Genomic DNA, 22,852 nt, shown 5'->3' on the forward strand with positions numbered 1-22,852 from the left:
TCGAAAAAAAGCTCGTTTGGTTACATTTGATCCAGGCGCTGGCCCAGTTGGCCCAGTTGCTCCACGGCCCATTCCAGCAGTTCGGTCAGCTCCTTGGCCTTGGGCGAGAGCCGGCCGGCGCGCACGGCGGCCATGCGCCGGAACGACTCCACCGGCAGGCCGGCCGTTTCGGCGCGCTCCAGCACTTCCTGGCGGTCGAGGGGATAAGCGCCGGTGAAGAGCTTCAGGCAGCCTTGCAGGATGGCCGTCATGGCCGGCGCGGCCTCGATCACACTGTGGCGCAGCTCTTTTTCGTCGCCGCCGCAGGCGATCAGCCGTCCTTGCAGGGCCATCAGCTTGGCCTTGACCTCGCGCTCCAGTTGCAGGCGCAGCCGCCGATCGTCGATGACCAGGCCTTCCAGCGGGTCTTCGCCGTGGATGCATTTGTGGGCGGCGGCCATGGTCATCAGCTCCAGCGGAAACACGTCCAGGCTGGTGGCGATGTAGGCCTTGTTCATGACCAGGGGCGCGGCCAGGCCGGCCGGAGCCCATTTGCGATAAAAGCCGCTCAGGCGCGAGGCCGTGGCCTTGGCCTCCTCGGCCACGACCACCAGCAGGTTGATGTCGCTGCGGCCCTTGACGTAGGCCCCCCTGGCCGCCGAGCCAAAGAGGCAGACGCCGTGCAGGTCGGTGCCCAGGGCGTTGGAGAGGTCGGTGATCAGTTCCGGGAAGATGTCTTCCGGTTTGTCGGGTGCTTTTTTGGCCATGACCGATCCGTGTGATGGTTGCTAGAAATCGCCCGAGGCCCCGCCGCCGCCACTGAAGCCGCCACCGAAGCCGCCAAAGCCGCCGCCGCCGAAGCTGTCGAAACCGCCGCCGCCGTGACGGCCGCCGCCCAGCATCGAGCCCAGCAGCATGCCCGTCAGCAGCGCGCCGCCGCCACCGCCACGCCCGCCGCCGCCCCGCCGGCCCAGCCGGCCCAAAACAATGAAGGCCACGATCATCAGAATCAGCGGGATCAGGCCAAAGGCCTTGCCGCCCGATGATTTGTCCGGCCGTTCGGGCAGGCCGGTGAGCGTGACCCCTTTGTCCTTGGCGATGACGCCGGCCGCAGCGGCCACGCCGGCCAGCAGGCCCTGGTCGTAGTCGTTTTGCTTGAGGTGGGGCCGCATGGCCTGGTCGCGGATGCGCGCGGCGATGGCGTCTGGGATCAAGCCCTCCAGGCCGTAGCCCACCTCGATGCGCAGGCGGCGATCCTTGACCGCCACCAGAAACAGCAGACCCTCGTCCTTGCCCTTTTGGCCCACGCCCCAGCTTTGCATCAGCTCCACGGCCAGGCTCTCGATGGTCTGGTCCGGGGGCAGTTCGGGCACGGTGGCCACCACGATGGCCGCGCCGGTTTTTTGCCACAGCTCGGTGGAAAGCCCGGTGATGGCCCGCTGGGCCTGGGGCGAAAGCACGCCGGCAAAATCGGCCACCGGGCCCTTGGGCCGAGGCCATTGCTCGGTCGCCGGGGCCACGCCGGCCAGCAAAAACACAAACAGCGCCGCCAAAACCAGCGACGCCGTCGTTTTGATCGAAAACTTCATCCTAGAGGCCTTCCTGGGCCAGTTGCTCCAGCAGTTCTTTCTGGCGCGAGGTCAGCCGCCCGGGCACCTCGACCTGCAACCGCACGTAAAGATCGCCGTGGCCGCCGCCCCGGAACAGGGGCAAGCCCTTGCCCTTGACGCGCAGGCGCGCGCCGTTTTGCGAGCCCCTGGGCGCCTTGACCTTGAGGGTCTTGCCGTCGATGGCCGTCAGCTCCACGTTGCCGCCCAGGGCGGCGGTGGAAAAGCTGATCGGCGCGATCACCTCCAGGTCGTCGCCGTGACGCGTGAAGCGCTCGTCGTCGAGCACGCGGATTTTGATGAACAGGTCGCCGGGCTGGCCGCCGTGGCCCGGGGCGTCGTCGCCCTTGCCGGCCAAACGCAGCTTCTGGCCCGTGGCGATGCCCGGCGGCACCTTGACGCTGACCCGCTCCATGCGGCCGCTACGGCGGTAGGAAACCATCTTTTCCGCGCCGTGAAAGACCTCGGCCAGGCTGACGGGCAGTTCGTAGACCAAGTCCGCGCCCTTGTTGGGCCCGGCCCCGGCCGCGCCGAAATCGAACCCGCCCATGCCCGGCGCGGCCCCGGTGGGGCCAAAACCGCCCATGCCGCCGTTGTTGACGGTGTAGGCGCGGTAGCCGCCGCCTCGCCCGCCGAAGATGCGCGAAAAGAAATCACCGCCCAGGCCCATGTCGCGCAGGATGTCGTTGATGTCCGATCCGCGGTAGATGTCTTCCTGGCTATAGCGCTGCTTGAAGCCGGCGCTGCCGAAGGTGTCGTATTGCTTGCGCTTTTCGGGGTCGGACAAGACGGAATAGGCCTCGCTGACTTCCTTGAAGCGCTCCTCCGCCGCCTTGTCGTCCTGGTTGCGGTCGGGGTGATACTTCATGGCCAGCTTGCGGTAGGCCTTTTTGATGTCCTCGACCGAGGCGCCTTTTTCCAAGCCCAGAACTTTGTAGTAGTCTTTGGCCATGTCCGTCCATTCGCACGCCCGGCGGGGCGGCTTTCCTCCTGCATTGCCTGAAATACCCCCCCGGCCGCCCGTGTAAGCGGCCTGGGACGGGCTATTGCTAAATATAAGTCGCCCGCGGGGGGGTGTCAAGGAAGGCTGTCAGAGATTTATTTTGTATTGCCAAGCAGTTGTAAACGCGGCGACTCCAGGGCCTTGCGCGGTTGCGCGGGCGGGGCGGCCTGGCGCGCGCCGTTGACCAAGCCCTCCAACTCTCCGACCACCTCGCGCAGACTGCCGGTCTGGGCGGCCATCTCCTCGGCGGAGGCGGCCATTTCCTCGGCGGTGGCGGCCGAACTTTGCGTGATCCGGTCCATCTGGCCCACGGCCTGGTTGATCTGCTCCACGCCCTGGGACTGCTCGTGGGAGGCCCCGGCAATGAGCGCCACCAACTCGGCCACCCGCGAGGCGCTTTGCCGCACCTCGGCGAAAATCTGGTCCATCTGGGCGGTCAGGCTGGAAAGCGAGGCGATTCGGCCGCCGCTGTCCTCGATCATGCCCGTGGTTTCCCTGGCCGCCGCCGCCGCGCGCAGGGCCAGCGAGCGCACCTCCTCGGCCACCACGGCAAAGCCCGCCCCGGCCTCGCCGGCCCGGGCCGCCTCCACGGCGGCGTTCAGGGCCAGCAGATTGGTCTGGAAGGCGATCTCGTCGATGGTCTTGATGATCTTGGCCATCTTGGCGCTGTTGGCGGTGATGGTCGTCACCGCCTGCTCCAGGCTCTCCAGGGTCTGGCCGGCCTGGCCGACCACGCGCTTGGCCTCGATCATCAGGCCGTCGGCGTCCTGGGCGTGCTGGGAGTTGGCCTGGGCCATGGCCGCCAACTGCTCCAGCGAGGCGCTGGTCTCCTCCAGCGAAGCCGCCTGCTCGCTGGAGCCCTGGGCCAGGCCTTGGCTGGAGCCGGCCACCTGCCCGGAGGCCACGGCAATCTGCCTGGCGCTGTCACCCAGCGTGCGCGCCAGTTGACGCAAAGAGCCAATGGCCCGGCGCACCACCAGGCCGCTGGCCAAAAGCGCCGCCAGGATGGCCGCGCCGGCCGCCGCGCCGACCAGCATCACCGTGGTCAGCAGCTCCTGGGCCGCCTTTGATTCGCTGACCACCTCGGCCAGGTCGATCTCGGCCAAAATGGCCCAGCGCAACCCGCCGAAATCCAGCGGCGCATAGGCCGAAAGAACCTGGTTGCCGTTGTAGTCGGCGATGATCTCCTCGCCGCCTTGGCCGGCCAGGGCCGCCCGGCTGGCCTGGGTGTCCACCGCGCCCTTGACCGGATCGGCGAACGAGGCCCGCACGGAATGACCCGTGGCGTCGAGGAACGAATCCGAGCGCATCAGCTTGTCCGGCCCCACCAGATAGCTCTCGCCGGTCTGGCCCATGCCCGAGCGTTCCTGCATGATCTTGTTGACCTGCTCGATGGATATCTGCGCGGCCACCGCGCCCGCCCCGGCCCGGCAGGCCAGAAAGGCCGCCGGCTCGCCCTTGGACGGCGCGTAGGGCGCGAAATCGGCGATGGTCGCTTTTTCGGCCGAGGCCGCGGCCAGGGCCTGGGCCAGGCTGGAGCCGGCCAGGGGCCCGCCGCGCAGGTTTTGGCCCAGGTCCGGCTCTTGGGCGACGCTGTAGACGATGTCGCCGTTTTGATTGATCAAAAAGATATCATAATAGCCATAGGCCTTTTGATAACGGCTCAGCCACGGGCCATACTGGCGCTGGGCTTCTTGCCAGAGCGGACCGCCCACCCGGCCGCCCTCCTCGGCAAAGGCCCGGCCAAAGGCCGCCAACGCCGCCAGGGCCTGGGGGTTGGCCGCCAGCACTTCCATGTCGCGCTGGCGCTGGCCCAGATAATCAATGATCTGGTTGGCCTTGATCTGGCGGATGGAGCGCAGTTGCTCGAATTTTTGCTGAACGAACGAATCGCGGGCGGCGTCCACGGCCGTCACGGCCAGGACGATCAACGGCGCGATGGCCGCCAGGGCTAGCGCCGTCAGGACGACGGCCATTTTTTTGCCGAAAGACAGACCCATGCTGTTCTCCACGAGGATGACGCTGTTTTTCAATCATAAACCAAGTTTATGATTATTTTGCCGCGACGGCCAGCGGTTGCCAAAAAAGTATTGAGCTTGTAACAAATTTGTTACGCCGAGGGGCAGGCCGCGCGGGGCCTCAGATGCTCAACGAACCAGGCTGGTCGACGAGCTTTTCACACATGGCGTCGATGATGTTGCGCAGCTTTTGGCTGTCGAGGCCCAGGGCCTTGAGGGCCGCGCGGTCCAGGGGCGGCACCCAGGGGTCGCCGCCGTCGCCGTAGCCATAGCCCCGGGCCAGGATGTCGGCGAAGTGGACCACGGCCGTGGCCAGGGGGGCCTTGCGCGAGGCCTCGGGCTGATGATGCCAGCGCAAGGGCTCGGTGAGCTGCTCGGGCAGCTTCCAGGCCTCGGCCAGCCACAGGCCCACGTGGGTGTGGTCAAAGCCCAGCACCTCGCGCTCGGCCTGGCGCACGGGCATTTCCTCCACCTCCACCAACTCGCTGATCGAGGCGTGATCCTCGGGCATGTGGGCCCGCAGCACCACCTTGCCCAGGTCGTGCAGCAAGCCGGCCAGGCCAACCTCCTCCACGTCGGCCATGCCGATCTCGCTGGCGATGATGTTGCTGACGGTGGCCACGCCCATGGAGTGCCGCCACAGCTCACCCGATTGGTCCTTCATCAAGTCGAAGACGCTGGAGGTGAGAATCAGGCCCTTGACCACGTCGAAGCCCAGCAGCACCAGGGCCTGGGTCAGCGAGCCGACCTTGCGCGAAAAGCCGAAAAAGGCGCTGTTGGCCAGCTTGAGCACCTTGGCCGTGAGCACCTGGTCTTTGCTGATGAGCTTGCCGATATCGGCGGCCGAGAAGCGCTTGGAGTCCACCGCCCGGCTGATCATGTCGATCATGCCCGGCAGGGTGGGCAGGTTTTTGATGAGCTGGACTTTCTTTTTGGCGGCGACGCGATCGGTGACCACGGCTAGGCGCCTCCGTCCGGGCGGCCGGTTTTTTTGAGCAGCTTGCCCGAGTCGTCGATGGTGGGCGCGCCCGGCTTGGGCCCGCCGAAGACGCAGCCGGCCCGCAGCTTGGCCCGCAGCAGCTCGCGGATGGCCTTCAGCACCGGGTCGTCGGCCACCCGGCTGAAACGGTGGTCCAGGGCCTGCTCCATGAGCTGCTGGTAGGCCTGGCGCTCCTCGTCGGAGGCGAAGGCGTCGCCTTCGACGACCACGGCCTCGACCTGCAAGCGGCCCAGCAGGTTGATCACCTCGGCGGTGATCTGGCGGCCCTTGGTCATCAGCACCACGCCGTCGTCGCGCACCACGTCCTGGGCCAGCACCTGGCCGTCGCTGAGCTTGTCGACCGGGACTTTGATCATCGCCAGCCTCCCGCCATCAATCGTAGCAAAGCGCGGCCCCGTCCACAAGCGCCGGCCTTGGCGTTCAGCGTTCTTCCTCGGCCAAGGCCACCGCGCCCTGGCGCAGCACCTTGGCCCGCCGGCCACTGGCCAGCACGATCGTGCTGGGCGCGCCGCCGGGGCAGGGGCCGCCGTCGAGCAGCAGGTCGATCCGGGCCAGCAAGGCCGGGTCCAACGCCTCGGGCCTGGCTTGGGCCGGCCGGCCGGCCAGGTTGGCGCTGGTGGCGGTGACGGCCCGGCCCAGGGCCAGGGCCAGGCCGGCGGCCACCGGGTGCGAGCTGAGACGCAGGGCCACGCCGCCCTGGTGGGTCAGTTCGGGCGGCAGGCCCGGCGCGGCGGCCAGGACAATCGTCAGCGGGCCGGGCCAATGGGCGGCCATCAGCCGCCGGGCCAGGGGCGTGAGCGTCGCCGCCAAGGGCGCGATCTGCCCCTCCGCGCCGATGATCAGCGGAAAAGGCTTGTCGTCGGGGCGCTCTTTCAGCGCCGCCAGCCGGGCCAAGGCCCGGTGGTTGGCCGCGTCCACGGCCAGGCCATAGAGCGTCTCGGTGGGGAAGGCCACCACCGCGCCCTCGGCCAGCAGCGCCGCCGCCCGGGCCAGGACGTCCGGCGCGGGCGCGGCGGCGTCGACGGGCCAGATCAGCGGCTCAGGCAAAGAGCTTTTTCTCGGCCGCGGCCACCTCGGCGGCCATGTCCCGACGCTGCTGGGCCAGGCCCTGGGCCAGCGCGGCGTCGCCCAGGGCCAGAATCTGGGCGGCCAGCACGCCGGCGTTCCTGGCCCCGCCCGCGCCAATGGCCACCGTGGCCACGGGTATGCCCGGCGGCATCTGCACGGTGGAAAGCAGGGCGTCCAGGCCGTTAAGCTGGCTGGAGCCGATGGGCACGCCGATGACGGGCAGCACCGTCTGGGCGGCCATGGCCCCGGCCAAGTGGGCGGCCCAGCCGGCCCCGGCGATGATCACCTTGAGCCCGCGTTCGGCGGCGCTGGCGGCGTATTGGGCGGCCTGGCCGGGGGTGCGGTGGGCGCTGAGCACCCGCGCCTCGTGGGGCACGCCCAGTTCGGTCAGGGCCTTGGCCGCCGACTTCATCACCTCCCAGTCGTTGGGCGAGCCCATCACGATGCCCACCAACGGCCGGTTTTTCAGCCGGGCCAGGGCCCGGTGGCCGATGTCGCGGCGCAACAGCATCCCCTGCCACCAGATCTTGCCGCAGGCCTCGTAGGCCCGTTCGATGGCCTGGGCGATGTCGACGCCGGTGGCGCACACGCCCAAGACCCGGCCGCCGGCGTTGACCAGCTTGCCGTCCTTGAGGGCCGTGCCGGCGTGAAAGACCCGCGCGCCCTCCACGGCGTTGGCCTCCTCCACACCGCTGATCTCGAAACCCTTGGCGTAATCGCCGGGATAGCCGCCCGAGGCCAGCACCACGCAGACGGCCGGATCGGCCTTCCACTCCACCTCGGCCTCGGCCAGGCGGCCCTGGGCCAACAGTTGCAGGATCTCGGCCAGATCGCTATCCAGGCGCATCAACAACGGCTGGCACTCCGGGTCGCCGAAGCGCACGTTGAACTCCAGCACCTTGGGCTCGCCGGCCTTGTCGATCATCAGCCCGGCGTAGAGCACGCCCTTGAACGGCGCGCCGCGACGCTTCATCTCGGCCAGGGTCGGTTTGATCACCCGCTCGATGACCGCCGACTCCAATGCGGGGCCCACCACCGGCGCGGGCGAATAGGCCCCCATGCCGCCGGTGTTGGGGCCGGTGTCGCCCTCGCCCACGGCCTTGTGGTCCTGGCTGGAAGGCATGGCCGCGATGGCCTGGCCGTCGGTGAAGACCAGGAAGCTGGCCTCCTCGCCCTCCAGCCACTCCTCGATGACCACGCGCTCGCCGGCCTGGCCAAAGGCGCGCTCTTCCATGATCCGCTCGCAGGCGGCCATGGCCTCGCCGGCCGTGCGGCACATGATCACGCCCTTGCCGGCGGCCAGGCCGTCGGCCTTGACCACCACCGGCCCGCCCAGGTTGCGGCAATGGTCCTTGGCCTGGGCCGCGTCGTCGAAGATCCGGCACTGGGCCGTGGGCACGCCGGCGGCCTCCATCACCTCCTTGGCGAAGGCCTTGGAGCCCTCCAGCCGGGCGGCGGCGGCGCTGGGCCCGGCCACCAGCAGTCCGGCCTGTTCGAAAACGTCGGTCAGGCCGGCCACCAGCGGGGCCTCGGGGCCGACCACGGTCAGGTCGATGTGGTTGTCGAGGGCAAAGGCCTTGAGCCCGGCTATATCATCGGGGTCGATGGTCAGGCAGGTGGCCAGGCCGGCCATGCCGGGGTTGCCGGGGGCGCAGAAGATGGCCTGGACCTTGGGGCTCTGGGCCAGCTTCCAAACAATGGCGTGCTCGCGGCCGCCGCCGCCGATCACCAGGATTTTCATCGAGTCGATGCTCCCGCGCCCAGGGCGGCCGTCAGCGGGCCAGGCGCTTTTCCATGTAGTCGGCGATGGCGCCGTCGTATTGGTTGGTCAGGCGGAAGGCCTTGGCCGCCAGCCGGGCCCTGGTCTTTTCGCCCACGCCGCCGCCAAGCTCGGCCATCTCGGCCAACACGGCGTCGTAGTCGGCCGGGTCGGTGACCACCACCACGCCCTGGTGGTTTTTGGCCGAGGCGCGGATCAGGCACGGTCCGCCGATGTCGATGTTTTCGATGGCGTCCTCGAAGGAGCAGCCAGGCTGGGCCACGGTGGCCTCGAAGGCGTAGAGGTTGACGCAGACCAGGTCGATGGGGGCGATGTGGTGCTCGGCCAGTTGGGCGCGGTGAGACTGGTCGTCGCGCCGGGCCAGGATGCCGCCGTGGATGCGCGGGTGCAGGGTCTTGACCCGGCCGTCAAGCATTTCGGGAAAGCCGGTGACCTCGGCCACGTCGCCGACCTTGAGCCCGCCCTGGCGCAGGGCCTTGGCCGTGCCGCCGGTGCTGATGAGCGTCACGCCCATCCGGGCCAGGCCCTGGGCGAACTCGACCACGCCGGCCTTGTCGGTGACGCTGATCAGCGCCCGCATGATCTTGCGGTTCATGTGCTCCTCCGCGGTTTTTGGCGTTTGGCCCTGTTCTAGCACGGACGGCCCGCCGGCACAAGGGGGCGACCAGCTTGCCCGCCCCCAAAAGAAACCGCCCGCCAGGGCCGGGCGGCCGCGACGGGCGGTGGAGGAAAAGCCCCGCTGGGGGTTTTAGTTGTGCTCGGTAAACTCGGCGTCGACCACGTCGTCGTCGGCCTTGTTGGCCGCGCCGCCCTGGGGCCCGGCCTGCTGAGCGCCGCCGGGCTGGCCCTGTTGCTGGGTCTGCGAGGAATAGAGGGCCTGGGCCATGGCGTGGCTGGCGCTCTGCAAGGCCTCGAACTGCTGCTGGATGCGGCCGTGATCCTCGGACTTGAGGGCGTCCTTGGCGTCGGCCAGGGCTTTTTCCATGCTGCCGATGGTGGCGGCGTCGAGCTTTTCCTTGTTCTCGTTCAAGAGCTTTTCGGTCTGGTAGACCATCGAGTCGAGCTGGTTGCGGGCCTCGACGGCCTTGCGCCGCTCGGCGTCTTCCTTCTCGAAGCGCTTGGCGTCCTGGACCATGCGCTCGACTTCCTTGTCGTCGATGCCGCTGCTGGCCTTGATCTCGATGGACTGCTGCTTGCCGGTGGCCATGTCCTTGGCGCTGACGTGGACGATGCCGTTGGCGTCGATGTCGAAGGTGACCTCCACCTGGGGCACGCCGCGCGGCGCGGGGGGGATGCCCGTGAGCTGGAAGTGACCCAGGGTGCGGTTATCCTTGGCGAACTCGCGCTCGCCCTGCAAGACGTGGATATCCACCGTCGTCTGGTTGTCGGCGGCGGTGCTGAAGGTCTCGCTCTTGCGGGTGGGGATGGTGGTGTTGCGCTCGATGAGCTTGGTCATCACACCGCCCAGGGTTTCGATGCCCAGGCTCAGCGGAGTCACGTCCAAAAGCAGCACATCGCCCACCGTGCCGGCCAGCACGCCGCCCTGGATCGCCGCGCCCACGGCCACGACCTCATCGGGGTTGACGCCCTTGTGGGGCTCCTTGCCGAAAAAGTCCTTGACCATCTCCTGGACCTTGGGGATGCGCGTCGAGCCGCCCACCAGCACGACCTCGTCGATCTGCGAGGATTGCAGCCCGGCGTCGGACAGGGCCCGCTTGCAGGGCTCCAGCGTCCGCTTGAGGATGTCCTCCACCAGGGCCTCGAACTTGGCCCGGCCCAGCTTGACGTTCAGGTGCTTGGGCCCCGAGGCGTCGGCGGTGATGAAGGGCAGGTTGACGTCGGTCTCCGAAGCCGTCGAAAGCTCCATCTTGGCCTTTTCGGCCGCCTCGCGCAGGCGTTGCAGGGCCATCGGATCCTTGGACAGATCAATGCCCTGGTCTTTCTTGAACTCGCCCACCAGCCAGTCGATGAGGCGCTGGTCGATGTTGTCGCCGCCCAGGTGGGTGTCGCCGTTGGTGCTCTTGACCTCGACCACGCCGTCGCCCACCTCGAGGATGGAAATATCAAAGGTGCCGCCGCCGAAGTCGAACACGGCGATGGTCTCGTTGGTCTTTTTGTCCAGGCCATAGGCCAGCGCGGCGGCCGTGGGCTCGTTGATGATGCGCTTGACCTCCAGCCCGGCGATCTTGCCGGCGTCCTTGGTGGCTTGGCGCTGGCCGTCGTTGAAATAGGCCGGCACCGTGATCACCGCGGCGGTGATCTTCTCGCCCAGATAATCCTCGGCGGCCTTTTTCAGCTTGCCCAAAACCATGGCGCTGATCTCGGGCGGCGAATACTTCTTGCCTTGCACCACCACATTGACCTGGCCCGAGCCAGAGTCCTCCACCGCGTAGGGCGCCTGCTTGACTTCCTCGGCGCACTCGGACAGCCGCCGGCCCATGAAGCGCTTGATGGAGTAAACCGTGTTGGTGGGGTTGGTCACGGCCTGGCGCTTGGCGCTGGCCCCGACCAGGCGCTCGCCCTTGTCGGTGATGGCCACCACGCTGGGCGTGGTGCGCGCCCCTTCCTCGTTGGTGATCACCTTGGGCTCGCCGCCCTCCATGATGGCCACCACGCTGTTGGTGGTGCCAAGGTCGATGCCGATGATCTTTTCAGACATCAGATTATTCCTCCCGAAGTTTATTTGCTCCGCCGGCAAAGGCGGCGGGCTGGTATCGATCGCACGCGAGCGGGGCCGCGAGGGCCCCTTCTGATCATGGAAGTTAAGACCGGGCGCGGCCAAGTCAAGGGCAGCCCAGGGCAAATCAGGCCCGGCGGGTAATTTTTTCGCGGCAAACGACCACCCGCCGCACCCCGGCTGGCAAATTTGGTTTGACGCAAAACTTTATTCGCTGCTATGCTGAAAGCCTGAAAGCGAGAAGCCAATTGGAGCGCAAACCAGAAAACATCCTCGCGCTGGCGGCCAGACTGCGCGAAAAATCCAACCGCTTCCTGGTCGACCAACTGGCCCGGCGCGGCGTGCAAGGCTTCATCCCGGCCCACGGAGACCTGATGGTCGCCCTTTTTCGCCACGGCCCCCTGCCCATGAAAGACCTGGCCAAGCTCATAGACCGCGACAAATCCACGCTCACGGCCCTGGTCGACAGGCTGGTCGAGCGCGGCCTGGCCCAAAAGCAAAAAGACCACGCCGACAGCCGCGTCACCCTGGTTTCGGCCACGCCAAGCGGCCTGGCCCTGAAGCCGCTGTTCATCGAAGTCGGGCAAGCCTTTTGGAAAAAATTGTTCAACGGCTTTTCCGAAGGCGAAAAAATCATCGCGGCCGAGCTGCTGGGCCGCATGAACGACAATATGAGCTGATTTTTTTGCCAACATAGTTTGTCGCCAAACCTTTTCGCCCGTCGGCGCGAGGCGGGCGGGCAAGGAGCGAGGGCCATGAAATTCGACGGCAAGCAAGCGCCGGAATGGATGGACAAAAATCAGCTCAAACAACTATTGACCAGAGGCTGGATGACCCACGACGCCATGTGGTTTCAACAATGCCTGGCCGAGGTGGGCGTCGAGCGCGCCAACAAACTCAACAGGGGGGCCATCAGGGCCATGGCCGGCCGGGAAGTGACGCGGCTCAAGGCGGCCCTGGGCGTCGAGCGGGTGACCGACATGGCCGGCCTGCGGCGGTTCATGGTCGCCGGGCTGGAGCTGTCGGTGGGCGATTTCATGAGCTTTGGCTGGGAATGGGGCCCTTCGTCGATGCGCATGGTCATGGAGCGCTGTTTCGCCCAGCGGGGCATGACGGCCCTGGGCGTGGCCGACCGCTACGAATGCGGCATCTACGAACGCATTTACGCCTGGCTGGACGCCCTGGGCGTGGAGCACCACGACGACTGCCCCACGAACTTGTGCCAGATGATTCATTACGGCCACTGCCGGCGCGAGATGTTTTTTCGCTTTCCCGACGCGAGCCCAACGCCGCCTCAAAAACCCCTGAACGGAAACAGCAGCGGCGCGGTGGCCAGTTCGAAGGGATAGACGATCTCCAGCGCCAGCCGGCCGTCTTTCATTTGATATTGACCGATCAGCCCGCGGCCCAGGGCGTTTTGCCCAGGATTGTCCAAGTCTTGGCCAAAACGAACGCCCTCCCAGGGCACGATGAGCTGGTCCTTGGCGAGATGTAAATGTTGCGCCGCCGCGCGGATGTCCTCGGCCTCGGCCGAGCCGGCCAAGTCCAAAAGCTCGGCCCAAACCTGCACGGCCGTGAAGGCCCTGGCCGTCGAGCCGTCAAGGTCTTGGCCCGTCTTCAGGCGATAAAGCTCGTTGACCGCCTTGGCCAGCGGATTTTGCCGCGCCAACGCCGGCGAAAACACCGTGCGCGAACACACGCCCTCCACCAACCGGCCCTGGGCCCGAAACCCCTCGGACTCGAAACCGGCATCCTGGCCCCAGATCACCAGGGGCCGCGCCTTGGTCGCCCGCAACGCCTCCATCAGCTTGACCGCGTCCCGCTCGTAGGACGCCGCCAAAATCACCGCCGGCTGGGCCATGGCCAGCTTGCGCGCGGTGGTCAGCAGATCGGGCGTCTCCGGCGAGTACATCAGGCTGGCCCCCACCGAAAAACCCTGCCCCCCGGCCCGCAAACGAATGATCCGGCTGTTGGCCTCGCCCCAGGCGTCGTCGCGGCAGGCGCTGGCCAGCATCTGCATGTTCAACCTGGCCTGGGCCGGCACGCCAGGGGCCTTGCCGTCGATGATGGCGTTGAGAAAATCGAAAAGCTCGCCGATGAACTGGCCGTCGTGGGGGCTCACCCGCCAAAACCACTGCCGCCCCTGGTTGGTCAAGGCCGGATCGGTCGCGCAGGCGCTCAACATCGGCACGCCCGCCACCTCGCACGCATCAGCCACCGCATCCGTCGCGCCAGAGGAGTAACATCCCAATATTCCCGCCACTTTTTCTTCGTGTATCAGCCGGCGCGCCGCCTCGGCCGCCCGCACGCCATCGCCGCCACTGTCGGCCGACACCAGCTCCAACCGCGCCCAGCCCTGGCGCTGAGCCATGACCATCGGCAGGCCGGGATAGGCCCCGTTGGCCACCTCCACCGCCAAGCGCGCCGCCGCCAACAGCGAACGGCCCACCGAGGCCTCGGCCCCGCTCAACGGATAAATCACCCCGATGCGCACGGCCTGCGCGGCCGCCGCCGGCGCGGCCCAACATAACAAAATCGCCGCCAAAGCGGCCCACAACGGCAGGCGCTTACACATCCAATGGCCCTCCAGGGAAATCACGCCAATGACCATGGCCCATCAACCAAATCTTGTCAAGGCCCACCACGCCAAGCCTCTTGGCCCCACCACCCCAAAAGCGCTACACTTAAGGCCAGAGCCTGGCCCCCCCACGGCGGGTCGAGAAGGGGAGCATAACACCTGCCGCCCGTGGCTCCCGGTGATGGCCCGTGCAGTCATCGCAACCACGGCCAGAGCCTGGCCCCCCACGGCGGGTCGAGGGCGGAAGCATAACGTCAACCGCCCGTGGCTCCCGGTGCGAGGCTTGCTTCCCATCGCAACCACGGCCAGAGCCTGGCCCCCCACGGCGGGTCGAGAAGGGGAGCATAACGTCAACCGCTCGTGGCTCCCGGTGCGAGGCTTGCTTCCCATCGCAACCATGGCCAGAGCCTGGCCCCCCACGGCGGGTCGAGACAGAAAAACGATGCCAGCCCAGACGAAACAAACGGCGCGAACGTCATGTTCATCGACCTGAACTGCGACATGGGCGAGGGCTTCGGCCCCTATCGGCTGGGCGACGACCAGGCCATGCTCGCCAGCGTCACCAGCGCCAATCTGGCCTGCGGCTTCCACGCCGGCGACCCCCTGGTCATGGACCAGACCATCGCCCTGTGCGCGGCGGCCGGCGTGGCCGTGGGCGCCCACCCCGGCTACGCCGATCGGCGCGGCTTTGGCCGCAGGCCCGTGTCCGCCCCGCCCGCCGAGGTCCGCGCCGACCTGATCTACCAGATAGGCGCCCTGGCCGCCCTGGCCAAGGCCCGGGGTCTCGGCCTGACCCACGTCAAACCCCACGGCGCGCTCTACAACCGCGCCGCCGTCGATGAAGCCCTGGCCGGCGCGCTGATCGAGGCCGTGGCCGCCTGCGGGCCGGGCTTGGTTCTCGTCTGCCTGGCCGGGCCGGCCGGCCAGATGATCCGCCGCCTGGCCCGCCAAGCCGGACTGAAGGTGGCGGCCGAGTTTTTCGCCGACCGGGGCTATCTGTCCGATGGCCGCCTGGCCCCCAGGGACGCGCCCGGCGCGCTGGTCGACCGGCCCGAGCTGGCCGAGGAGCGCTGCCTGGAGCTGCTGACCAACGGCCGAGTGCGTTGCCTGGATGGCGCGTGGCTGGCCTTGGAGGCCCAGACCATCTGCCTGCATGGCGATGGCCCCGCCGCCCTGGCCACGGCCAAGCTCCTGGGCCCGGCCCTGCGCCAGGCCGGCGTGGCCCTGCGGCCCCTGGCCGAGCTGGCCCGATGAACGGCCACGTCGCTTGCAAGCCCCAGGGCGAGGCCGCCGTCATGGCCTATCCACCCCGGACGCCCGATCTGCCAGCGCGCTTGCACGCCCTGGCCACGGGCCTGGCCGAACTGGCCCCGCCGGGCCTGATCGAGACCAGCCTGGGCCTGGCCAGCCTCCAGCTTTGCTTCGACCCCCAAACCACCGACCACCAAGCCATGGCTCGGGCCATCGAACAAGCCTGGGCCACCGCCAGCGTCGCGCCCCCGCCGCCCGGCCGTCTGCTGGACGTTCCGGTGGTCTACGGCGGCGAGCACGGCCCGGACCTGGCCTTCGTGGCCCAGCGCGCCGGCCTTTCGCCAACCCAGTTCATCGCCCGCCACTGCGCCCGGCCCCTGCCCTGTCGCTGCCTGGGCTTCACGCCCGGCTTTCCCTATTTGGAAGGCCTGGACCCGGACCTGGCCTGCCCCCGCCTGGACAGCCCCCGACCCGATCTGCCGCCGGGCGCGGTGGGCCTGGGCGGCGATCAGACCGGGCTCTACCCCCTGGGCGGGCCGGGCGGCTGGCGGATCATCGGCCGCACGCCGCTTTTGTTCTATCACCCCCGCCGCGATCCGCCCTGCCTGGTCGCCCCCGGCGACATGATCCGCTTCCGCCCCGTGGCCGATAGCCACTTCCCCGCCCCGCCAGCAGCCAGAAATCGCTGGAGCCAAGACGGCTTGGCGGCCCTGAGCGTCTTGCGCTCGGGCGGGCTCTGCCTGGTTCAGGACGCCGGGCGTTTCGGCCGAAGCCGCCTGGGCCTGCCCCAGAGCGGCGCGCTGGATCAACAAGCCCTGGCCGTGGCCAACGCCCTGGTCGGCAACGCCACCACCGACGCGGCCCTGGAGCTGACCCTGCTGGGCCCCAGATTCAAAGTCGTGCGGCCGCTGCTGGCGGCGGTCTGTGGGGCCGGCCCGAGCCCGCGCCTGGACGGCCAACCCCTGGCGATGTGGCGGGCTCATCTGCTTTTACCCGATCAAGAGCTGAGCTTTGGCCCGCCCAAGGGCGGCGCGCGGGCCGTGCTGGCCCTATCCGGCGGCGTGGCCGTCGAGCCCGAACTGGGCAGCCGCGCGGCCTATCCGCTGGGCCGCATCGGCGCGCCGTTGGCCGTTGGCGAGGTCGTGCGCGTGGGGCCGGGCGGCTGGCAGGGCCAAGGCGGGGCCTTGCCGCCGGAGCTTGTCCCCGCCGCCGCCGATGGGGCCATCACCCTGCGGGCGGTGGCCGGGCCCAACGAAGAGATGTTTCCCGCCACGGCCCTGGCCGTCTTGGCCCAAAGCGAGTTCACCCTGGACGAGCGGGCCGACCGCCGCGGCGCGCGTCTGCGCGGGCCGGCCATCAACGCCCGGCCCGAGTCGGCCGGCGCGGCCAAAAGCGAGCGCCGTCCGCCCCGGCGTGGTGCAGATCACCCCCGACGGCCAGGCGCTGGTGCTGCTGCGCGAACAAACCATGGGCGGGTATCCGAAAATCGCCACGATCATCGGCCCAGACCTGGATCTGCTGGGCCAGGCCCTGCCCGGCGCGCGCCTGCGCTTCCGGCTGATCGAACCCGCCGCGGCCGTGGCCGCCACCCGTCAACGTTTGCGTCAAACCCAAGAAATGATCGAGGCCCTGCATCCATGAAACCAGGCGAGACAATCCCCCTCGGCGGGCCGGTCAGTTTTCTGGTCGGCGAAAACAGCGGCCGTTTCCCGCGCGGTCACGGCTTGATCATCCAGTCGCGCGGGAGCGTGGCCATCATCGACACCGGCGCGGGCCAAGACGTGCTGGCCCCCTGGGCGGCCCAGGTCGATCTGGTGCTCAACAGCCACTCCCACGCCGATCACGCCGCGGGCAACTGGCTCTTTGCCGACCGCCAGATCCTCGTGCCGCGAAACTCCTTCGCCGACTCGGGCGACATGCGGCGGCTGAGCCTGCGTTACATGAAAACCGACCGCCAAGCCGCCGGCTGGCGCAAGCTGGCCCGCGAGGAAGTGGGCATGCGGCCCCAACGGCCCAGCGGCTTTTTTCGCCCGAACGAGGAAATCGCCATCGGCGGGGTGAGAGTCATCGCCCTGGACGCCCCCGGCCACACCGCCGATCACACCTGTTTTTATCTGCCCGAGCAGGGCCTGGTCTGGTCTGGCGACATCGACCTCAGCGGCTTTGGGCCCTGGTACGCCAACCCCGAAAGCGACATCGATCAGTTTCGCCGCGCGGTGCGCATGCTCATCGAGCTCGATCCCAAGATCATCGCCCCGGCCCACAATCCGCCGCTTGGCCAAAACGTCCGCCAGCGCCTGAGCGCCTATCTGGCAGTCATCGACCGCCGCCAGGAGGCGCTGGTCGAGCTGCTGCGCCAGCCCAAAACCTGGCCAATGATCGTCGACGCGGCGCTCATCTATGGCCAGGCGGCCATTGCCCAGCCGCTGTTTCGCTATTTTGAAAGCCAGATGATCGGCAAACACCTGGACGAGTTGCTGGCCCAGGGCGCGGTGGTCTGCCAGGAAGGCCTGTTCAGCGCCGTTTGAGCGGCCGACCGGCGGCGCGCACATCGTGGACGCCCAGACCGCCGCCGCTGAACTGGCCGACGATGATGTCGTGAAACTGGCGGCGCTGGGCCGGGTCCAAGAGCTCGCGCTCCTCGATGATGTGCTCGATGACCTGGCGCTCCAGCGCGGCTTGATCGGCCAAAATCTCGGCCACGGCCTGGTCGATGGCCGGCCGGTCGATGGGCTCGGCGAAAAGCAGCTCGGCCAGCAGCGCCCTCCGGCCGCGCAGCCCGGCCCTGATGGCCTCCACCCGGGGCAAAAACTCGCGGCGGATCGCCTCGACCTGGGCCCGTTGGGCCGGGCTGAGATCGTCGATCAAATCCAGATAGCCCCGAATCGGCCGGCCCGCGCGGCCCCGCCGCCACAGGGCCAATAGCCCCGCCGCCAGGGCCAAGACGCCCAGCGCCCCGGCCGCCCACCATATCGCCGTCATGCGTTAATCCTCCCCGCGCGCCTTCAGCCCTGGCCGAGCAGGCGCAAGTAGGCCCCGGCCATGAGTTGGGGCGGCAGGTCGGCCAGTTCGTCCAAAATGGCCGTCTTGGGCCGCGGGGCCAGCGGCCTCAGCAGCGCGGCCAAGGCCCGCCACGGCCCGCTGGGCCATGGCCGGGCCGCGCGGCGGGCCAGGATGTCCGCCGCCGTCCACGGCGCGCCGGCCGGCGCTTGGGCCTGGCGCAGGAGCCGATCCCCGGCGCGCAAGGCCGCCAAGCGAGCCCGACAGGCCGGGCACTGGGCCAGATGGCTCTCCAGGGCCGTGGCCCGCTGGTCGGACAGCTCGTGGTCGATAAAGGGCGAAAGCAGCTTGGCCGCGCGGCGGCAGTTCATCACGCTTGCTCCTGGCCCAGGCGTCGCCTGAGCCTTTGGCGGGCCCGGTGGATCAACGACTCCACCGCCGCCGTGGTCAGCTCCATGACTTGGGCGATCTGGGCGTAGCTCAGGCCCTGATCGACGCGCAGCAGCAGGGCCGCCCGCTGGCGCTGGGGCAGGCGGGCCAACTCGGCGTTGAGACGCTCCAGCCGTTGGCCGGCCTGCAAGCGCTCCAGGGGCGATTCATCCCGCTGGCCGGCGAGCAGCTCGGCCAGGCGGCCTTGCAGACGGGCCAGGCGGCCCCGCCGGCGAAATTCGTTTAGCGCCAGGCGATAGGCCACGCCAAAGACCCACGTCGAGACCTTGGCCCTGGGCTCGAAACGGGGCGCGGCCTGCCAGACGCGCAGCAGCGTCTCCTGGGCCAGATCCTCGGCGGCGGCCCAGTCGTTCAGATAGCGCTGGGCAAAGCCGGTCAGCCGGGCCTGATAGCGCCCGACAAACTCGTCCAGGGCCTGGGTCTGGCCGCTGGCCATGGCCCGGATCAATTCTTCGTCGCTGGCCCGGGCCAGGGGCGCGTTCACGGGCCGGCCGGCCGACGGCGCGGCCCAGGCGCGGCCTCACAGAAAATAGCCCACGATGTAGCGCGTGGCGACATAGAGCAACAAACCCGTCAGCATCAGCTTGATCCACACCGCCGGCACGAAGCGCTGGGCCCTGGCCCCCAGGTACATGCCGCAAAAACCGCCCAGGCCAAACAGCGCGCCCAGCAGCCAATCCGGGGCCACGGCCATCTGGCCGTAGAGCGGGGCCACCAGTTGATAAAACGCCACCCCGGCCACCGAGGTGATGAAGGTGCCCATCAGCGCCGCGCCGGCCACCGTGTGCACCGGCAGGCCGTAGATGGCCACGAAAAACGGCGCGACAATGGCCCCGCCGCCAATGCCGTAGACCCCGCCCACCAGGCCCACGGCCAACGATAGCGCGAAAATGCCCGGCACGCCGCACGTATAATCCTGGCCCGCGAACTCGTAGGTCAGCCGCCGCCAGGAAAAATGCTTGACGCGCACCTTGAAGTCGCTGGTCGTGGCGGCGTTGGCCGCGCCGCCCGCCGCCTTGGCCGTTCGGCGCGAGGCGAAAACGTCCTTGGCCAGGCGCAGGCCGATGTAGAGCAGCACGCAGCCCACGAACACCTTGAACGGCTTGGCGTCGGGCAGCCAGTGCAGGCGGATGAAACCGCCGGCCACCACGCCAGGCAGCGTCCCGCTGACCACGATCCAGGTCAGCGGCCAGACCATGCGGCCCTCGCGCAGGTAGCGATAGACCCCGCTGGGGATGGCCACCACGTTGTAGACCAGGTTGGTGGGGCTGACCGCCGGCGAGGTGAAGCCCAAAAAGCTCATCTGGAACGGCAGAATCAGAAACGCGCCCGAGACGCCGCCCATGGAGGTGAAAAACGAAAGCACGAAGGCCACCAACGGCGGCAGCCACAGCGGACACTCCACGCCGGAAACCGGAAACAACATCGCGCGCCTCCCAAGTCATCGCCCAACATCGGCGTTTATTGGCTTAAACACCGCCACGCGGCGAAACTTGCGCGGGGGGGCCGAAAAAACTTGGGGCCGGGCAATGGCGATGATAACAAAGCATGAGTCGTGGGGAATTAGCCCCGCCCATCCGCCAGGAGGCCAAGCATGAACCTCGAACCGGTAAGCTACGCGCCCATTGGCGTGGCCCGCTCGCCCCACGCCGACGCCGCCGGCGCGCCCATCCAACCCAGCGGCGCGCGGGGCCAGGCCGGCCATATCATTCTGCGGCCCGAGTTGGCCGAGGGCCTGCGCGATCTGGAGGGCTTTTCGCACCTGATCGTCATCTATCACTGCCACCAAAGCGGCCCGGCCCGGCTGTTGGTCACCCCCTTTCTGGATGAGGCGGCCCACGGCGTCTTCGCCACCCGGGCCCCGGCCCGGCCCAACGCCATCGGGCTTTCGGTGGTGCGCCTGGCCGGCGTTCGCGATAACGTGATCGACATCCTCGACGTGGATCTCTTGGACGGCACGCCCATCCTGGACGTCAAGCCCCTGGTGCCGGCCTTTGACCTGCCCCAAGGCCCCGTGCGCGTGGGCTGGTTGGCCACGCGGGCCAGCCAGGCCGACCAGGCCCGGGCCGACGAGCGCTTTAGCGGCTAGGCTCGGCCGCCGGCAAATAGAGCGTAAAGACCGTGCCCCGGCCGGGCTCGCTCTGGCAGGTGATGGCCCCGGCATGGGCCTTGATCACGCCAAAGGCCGTGGCCAGGCCCAGGCCGGTGCCCTTGCCCACTTCCTTGGTGGTGAAAAACGGGTCGAAGATCTGCTCCATGGTCTGCTTGTCCATGCCGTGGCCGGTGTCGGACACGGCGATGACCACGTGGAGCCCCGGCCGCAAGGCCAGCTCGGCCGCCTCCTGGGGGCTCAGTTGGCGGGCGGCGGCCTTGATGGTCAACACGCCGCCGTCGGGCATGGCGTCGCTGGCGTTGGAGGCCAGGTTGATCAGCACCTGTTCGAGCTGGGTGACGTCGCCGGCGATCAGGGGCAGGTCGTCGGCCAGGCGACAGCGAATCTCGACCATGCGCGGGATCGCCGGGCGCAACAGCTCCAGGGCGTGGAGGATGACCTCGCGGGGGCGCAGGGGCCGCATGTCCGGTGTGAGCTTGCGGCTGAAGGTGAGGATCTGGCGCACCAGGTCGCGGGCCCGCTTGGACGATGTGAGGATGTTGCGCAGCTTTTCGGGGCTGGTCTTGCCCTCCTGGGCGTCGAGCAGCGAAAGCTCGGCGTAGCCCATGATCGCCCCAAGGATGTTGTTGAAATCGTGGGCGATGCCGCCGGCCAGGGTGCCGATGGCCTCCATCTTCTGGGCGTGGCGCAGTTGGTCTTCCAGGCGGGCCTTTTCCTGCTCGGCCTGGCGGCGCTGGCTGATGTCGCGGATGATGGCCACGTGGCCGGTGGTGCGGCCGTCGGGGTCGCGGATGGCCGAAAGGGCCAGCTCCACGGGCAACTCGCGGCCGTCCTTGGTTTGCAAGACGACCTCGCCCAGCCAGTGTCCGCTGGCCCCGATCACCGCGTAGGCCTCGCGGCCCAGGCGCTCGAAGTTTTCGTGGCTGAGGTGCAGGATGCGAGTGCTTTTGCCCAGGGCCTCGGCTTCGGCATAGCCGAACATGCGCAGAAACGCCGGATTGCAGCGCAGGATATGACGGGCCGGATCCAGGCTGAGGATGGCGTCGCTGGAGCTGTCGACCAGGGCCCGCAGGCTCTCCTGGCTCTGTTGCAGATCGGCCTCGGCCCTGCGGCGGGCGACCAGTTCACCACGCAGTTCGCCAGTGCGCTGGGCCACCTTGCGCCTCAGCGACCAAGCCCAGGCCATGGCCAGCAAAAAGATCAGCGCCGCCGGACCGAGAATCCAGTGAAGGTGCCCCAGCATGTGCTCCCAGACGCTTTCTTCCTCCAGCGCGCCAAACCACTTGTCGTAGATCTGATCGTATTGGCCGCTGGCGCGGATCACGCCCAGGCCTTCGTTGAGCGCGGCCAAGAGCCGCTCGTCGCCTTTTTTCACGGCGAAGCAGTATTGGCGGGGCAGCACCGGCGGGCCCACGGGCGCGATGTTGCCCAGCCCCAGCCGCCGGGCCAGATAAAGCCCCTGCAGGCGCGCCACGAGCGCGCAGTCGCCCTGGCCGGCGACCAGGGCGCGCAGGGCCTTGGCCGGGCTGTCCACGCGGATGACGCGCCCGCCGAGCTTGGCCGCGCTGACGTAGTCGTCGGCGTAGTCGCCCTGCTGGACGATGATCGTCCGGCCGCGGGCGTCGTCGAGGGAAGAGATGTCGGAGCCGTGGCGCGTGAACACGGCGAAAGAGACCACCAGGTGCGGCCTGGAGAACAAGACCTTTTCGGCCCGGGCCGGCGAATAATACATGCCGCACAGGGCGTCGATCTGGCCCCGCTCCAGTTGGGCGCGCACCGGGCCCCACGGGCCCAGGCGGATGGAGGCGCGCAGGCCCATCACCCGGGCAGCCGCGCTCATGACCTCGACGTTGAAGCCGCTGGGCAGGCCTTGCTCGTCGTTGAATTCGTAGGGCGGGTAGGCTTCGTCGCCGCTGACCATGATCGACGTCTGATCGGCCAGGGCCGCGGCCGGCCGCCACGCGGCGATCAAAAGCGCCGCCGCCAGCAGGCTGGTCAGAGTCAGCATCCTTCGCCCGATCACGTTGAGCCCTTTCCGCCGGCCGCGCCACGGTCCATGGTTAGCATTGCAACGTCAATAGACTGAGGCCGCTGAACGGTGAAACATAACAAATGTTGTAAAAACAGATAATAACCTGTGAAACATGAATTCCACCGTGCGGCGGCTGAAGCGCGCCATGGACGGCGCGCCAAATCGCGAACCTGATTAGGCGAGCGATTTGCGAGGCTTGGCAAAACCGCGCTTTTGCCAAGCCGATGCTGCACGGGGCAGGACGCCCCCGTGCAGCACTCTCAGACTAGAGTATAAACCAATAACCGGCCGCCGTT

At 68.3% G+C, this 22,852-nt stretch carries 20 protein-coding genes and 3 pseudogenes; 7 read left to right on the forward strand and 16 right to left on the reverse strand.

From position 1 onward, the window contains the following. Nucleotides 1-20 precede the first annotated feature (20 nt). The 10 genes and pseudogenes from DEBA_RS00795 to dnaK form a co-directional block, all read right to left on the reverse strand. A complete protein-coding gene (locus DEBA_RS00795; protein ID WP_013256996.1) occupies nucleotides 21-746 on the reverse strand; it encodes a nucleotidyltransferase domain-containing protein in 726 nt (241 codons plus the stop codon). Between the two features lie 21 nt (nucleotides 747-767). Continuing rightward, nucleotides 768-1,568: a TPM domain-containing protein gene (locus DEBA_RS00800; RefSeq protein ID WP_013256997.1), complete on the reverse strand. Its 801-nt coding sequence runs from the start codon at nucleotides 1,566-1,568 to the stop codon at nucleotides 768-770. 1 nt (nucleotide 1,569) lies between these two features. Continuing rightward, the gene (locus DEBA_RS18830; protein WP_013256998.1) at nucleotides 1,570-2,538 is read right to left on the reverse strand and encodes a DnaJ C-terminal domain-containing protein; all 969 of its coding nucleotides are present in this window, start codon (nucleotides 2,536-2,538) and stop codon (nucleotides 1,570-1,572) included. A 146-nt stretch (nucleotides 2,539-2,684) separates the two neighbouring features. After that, nucleotides 2,685-3,272 (reverse strand): annotated as a pseudogene (locus DEBA_RS19090) (methyl-accepting chemotaxis protein); the annotation flags it as partial. A 1,456-nt stretch (nucleotides 3,273-4,728) separates the two neighbouring features. Then, a complete protein-coding gene (locus DEBA_RS00815; protein WP_013257000.1) occupies nucleotides 4,729-5,565 on the reverse strand; it encodes an HDOD domain-containing protein in 837 nt (278 codons plus the stop codon). 2 nt (nucleotides 5,566-5,567) lie between these two features. Next, nucleotides 5,568-5,963, reverse strand: a complete 396-nt coding sequence (locus DEBA_RS00820; RefSeq protein WP_013257001.1) for a hypothetical protein — start codon at nucleotides 5,961-5,963, stop codon at nucleotides 5,568-5,570. Between the two features lie 64 nt (nucleotides 5,964-6,027). Further along, nucleotides 6,028-6,654 carry an L-threonylcarbamoyladenylate synthase gene (locus DEBA_RS00825; RefSeq protein WP_013257002.1) on the reverse strand — a complete coding sequence of 209 codons (627 nt, stop codon included), beginning with the start codon at nucleotides 6,652-6,654 and terminating at the stop codon, nucleotides 6,028-6,030. Next, a complete protein-coding gene (purD, locus tag DEBA_RS00830; protein WP_013257003.1) occupies nucleotides 6,647-8,416 on the reverse strand; it encodes a phosphoribosylamine--glycine ligase in 1,770 nt (589 codons plus the stop codon). The genes DEBA_RS00825 and purD overlap by 8 nt, the downstream gene beginning before the upstream one ends. A 43-nt stretch (nucleotides 8,417-8,459) precedes the next feature. After that, nucleotides 8,460-9,050 (reverse strand): annotated as a pseudogene (locus DEBA_RS00835) (IMP cyclohydrolase); the annotation flags it as partial. A gap of 153 nt (nucleotides 9,051-9,203) precedes the next feature. Beyond that, nucleotides 9,204-11,114 (reverse strand): molecular chaperone DnaK, encoded by a 1,911-nt coding sequence (gene dnaK, locus DEBA_RS00840; protein WP_013257005.1) that lies wholly within the window; start codon nucleotides 11,112-11,114, stop codon nucleotides 9,204-9,206. Between the two features lie 266 nt (nucleotides 11,115-11,380). On the opposite strand from dnaK, the gene DEBA_RS00845 reads away from it, so the two are divergent. Both DEBA_RS00845 and DEBA_RS00850 read left to right on the forward strand, forming a co-directional pair. Then, nucleotides 11,381-11,812: a MarR family winged helix-turn-helix transcriptional regulator gene (locus tag DEBA_RS00845; RefSeq protein WP_013257006.1), complete on the forward strand. Its 432-nt coding sequence runs from the start codon at nucleotides 11,381-11,383 to the stop codon at nucleotides 11,810-11,812. A gap of 75 nt (nucleotides 11,813-11,887) precedes the next feature. Continuing rightward, nucleotides 11,888-12,481, forward strand: a complete 594-nt coding sequence (locus DEBA_RS00850) for a DUF6125 family protein (RefSeq protein WP_013257007.1) — start codon at nucleotides 11,888-11,890, stop codon at nucleotides 12,479-12,481. On the opposite strand, the gene DEBA_RS00855 is transcribed toward DEBA_RS00850, so the two are convergent. Beyond that, nucleotides 12,427-13,707, reverse strand: a complete 1,281-nt coding sequence (locus tag DEBA_RS00855) for an ABC transporter substrate-binding protein (RefSeq protein ID WP_013257008.1) — start codon at nucleotides 13,705-13,707, stop codon at nucleotides 12,427-12,429. The two genes, DEBA_RS00850 and DEBA_RS00855, sit on opposite strands and share 55 nt — an antisense overlap. A gap of 480 nt (nucleotides 13,708-14,187) precedes the next feature. On the opposite strand from DEBA_RS00855, the gene DEBA_RS00860 reads away from it, so the two are divergent. The 4 genes and pseudogenes from DEBA_RS00860 (at nucleotide 14,188) to DEBA_RS19010 (ending at nucleotide 17,489) form a co-directional block, all read left to right on the forward strand. After that, nucleotides 14,188-14,964, forward strand: a complete 777-nt coding sequence (locus tag DEBA_RS00860) for a LamB/YcsF family protein (protein WP_013257009.1) — start codon at nucleotides 14,188-14,190, stop codon at nucleotides 14,962-14,964. Beyond that, nucleotides 14,961-16,310, forward strand: a pseudogene (gene pxpB / locus DEBA_RS19000) (5-oxoprolinase subunit PxpB); the annotation flags it as partial. The gene DEBA_RS00860 and the pseudogene pxpB, both read left to right, overlap by 4 nt. Nucleotides 16,311-16,407: 97 nt before the next feature. Further along, nucleotides 16,408-16,602 carry a hypothetical protein gene (locus DEBA_RS19005; RefSeq protein ID WP_407639302.1) on the forward strand — a complete coding sequence of 65 codons (195 nt, stop codon included), beginning with the start codon at nucleotides 16,408-16,410 and terminating at the stop codon, nucleotides 16,600-16,602. After that, entirely contained in the window at nucleotides 16,599-17,489 is an 891-nt protein-coding gene (locus tag DEBA_RS19010; RefSeq protein ID WP_407639303.1) for an MBL fold metallo-hydrolase, read from the forward strand. The genes DEBA_RS19005 and DEBA_RS19010 overlap by 4 nt, the downstream gene beginning before the upstream one ends. Here the strand turns inward: DEBA_RS19010 and DEBA_RS00870 are convergent. From DEBA_RS00870 to DEBA_RS00885, 4 genes are read right to left on the reverse strand one after another with little or no spacing between them, the layout of a single operon-like run. Then, the gene (locus DEBA_RS00870) at nucleotides 17,476-17,943 is read right to left on the reverse strand and encodes a Spy/CpxP family protein refolding chaperone (RefSeq protein WP_013257011.1); all 468 of its coding nucleotides are present in this window, start codon (nucleotides 17,941-17,943) and stop codon (nucleotides 17,476-17,478) included. The genes DEBA_RS19010 and DEBA_RS00870 overlap by 14 nt on opposite strands. 23 nt (nucleotides 17,944-17,966) lie before the next feature. Beyond that, on the reverse strand, nucleotides 17,967-18,332 hold the full coding sequence (locus tag DEBA_RS00875; RefSeq protein ID WP_013257012.1) for an anti-sigma factor family protein: 366 nt from the start codon (nucleotides 18,330-18,332) through the stop codon (nucleotides 17,967-17,969). After that, nucleotides 18,332-18,895, reverse strand: a complete 564-nt coding sequence (locus DEBA_RS00880) for an RNA polymerase sigma factor (protein ID WP_013257013.1) — start codon at nucleotides 18,893-18,895, stop codon at nucleotides 18,332-18,334. The genes DEBA_RS00875 and DEBA_RS00880 overlap by 1 nt, the downstream gene beginning before the upstream one ends. 36 nt (nucleotides 18,896-18,931) lie before the next feature. Next, nucleotides 18,932-19,837, reverse strand: a complete 906-nt coding sequence (locus tag DEBA_RS00885) for a sulfite exporter TauE/SafE family protein (protein ID WP_013257014.1) — start codon at nucleotides 19,835-19,837, stop codon at nucleotides 18,932-18,934. Between the two features lie 168 nt (nucleotides 19,838-20,005). Here DEBA_RS00885 and tsaA point away from each other — a divergent pair, with 168 nt between their 5' ends. Beyond that, on the forward strand, nucleotides 20,006-20,500 hold the full coding sequence (gene tsaA, locus DEBA_RS00890) for a tRNA (N6-threonylcarbamoyladenosine(37)-N6)-methyltransferase TrmO (protein ID WP_013257015.1): 495 nt from the start codon (nucleotides 20,006-20,008) through the stop codon (nucleotides 20,498-20,500). Here the strand turns inward: tsaA and DEBA_RS16605 are convergent. After that, the gene (locus DEBA_RS16605; protein ID WP_050762178.1) at nucleotides 20,490-22,532 is read right to left on the reverse strand and encodes a transporter substrate-binding domain-containing protein; all 2,043 of its coding nucleotides are present in this window, start codon (nucleotides 22,530-22,532) and stop codon (nucleotides 20,490-20,492) included. The two genes, tsaA and DEBA_RS16605, sit on opposite strands and share 11 nt — an antisense overlap. Nucleotides 22,533-22,852: the final 320 nt, after the last annotated feature.

The sequence above is a fragment of the Desulfarculus baarsii DSM 2075 genome (genome assembly GCF_000143965.1).
GTDB lineage: Bacteria > Desulfobacterota > Desulfarculia > Desulfarculales > Desulfarculaceae > Desulfarculus > Desulfarculus baarsii.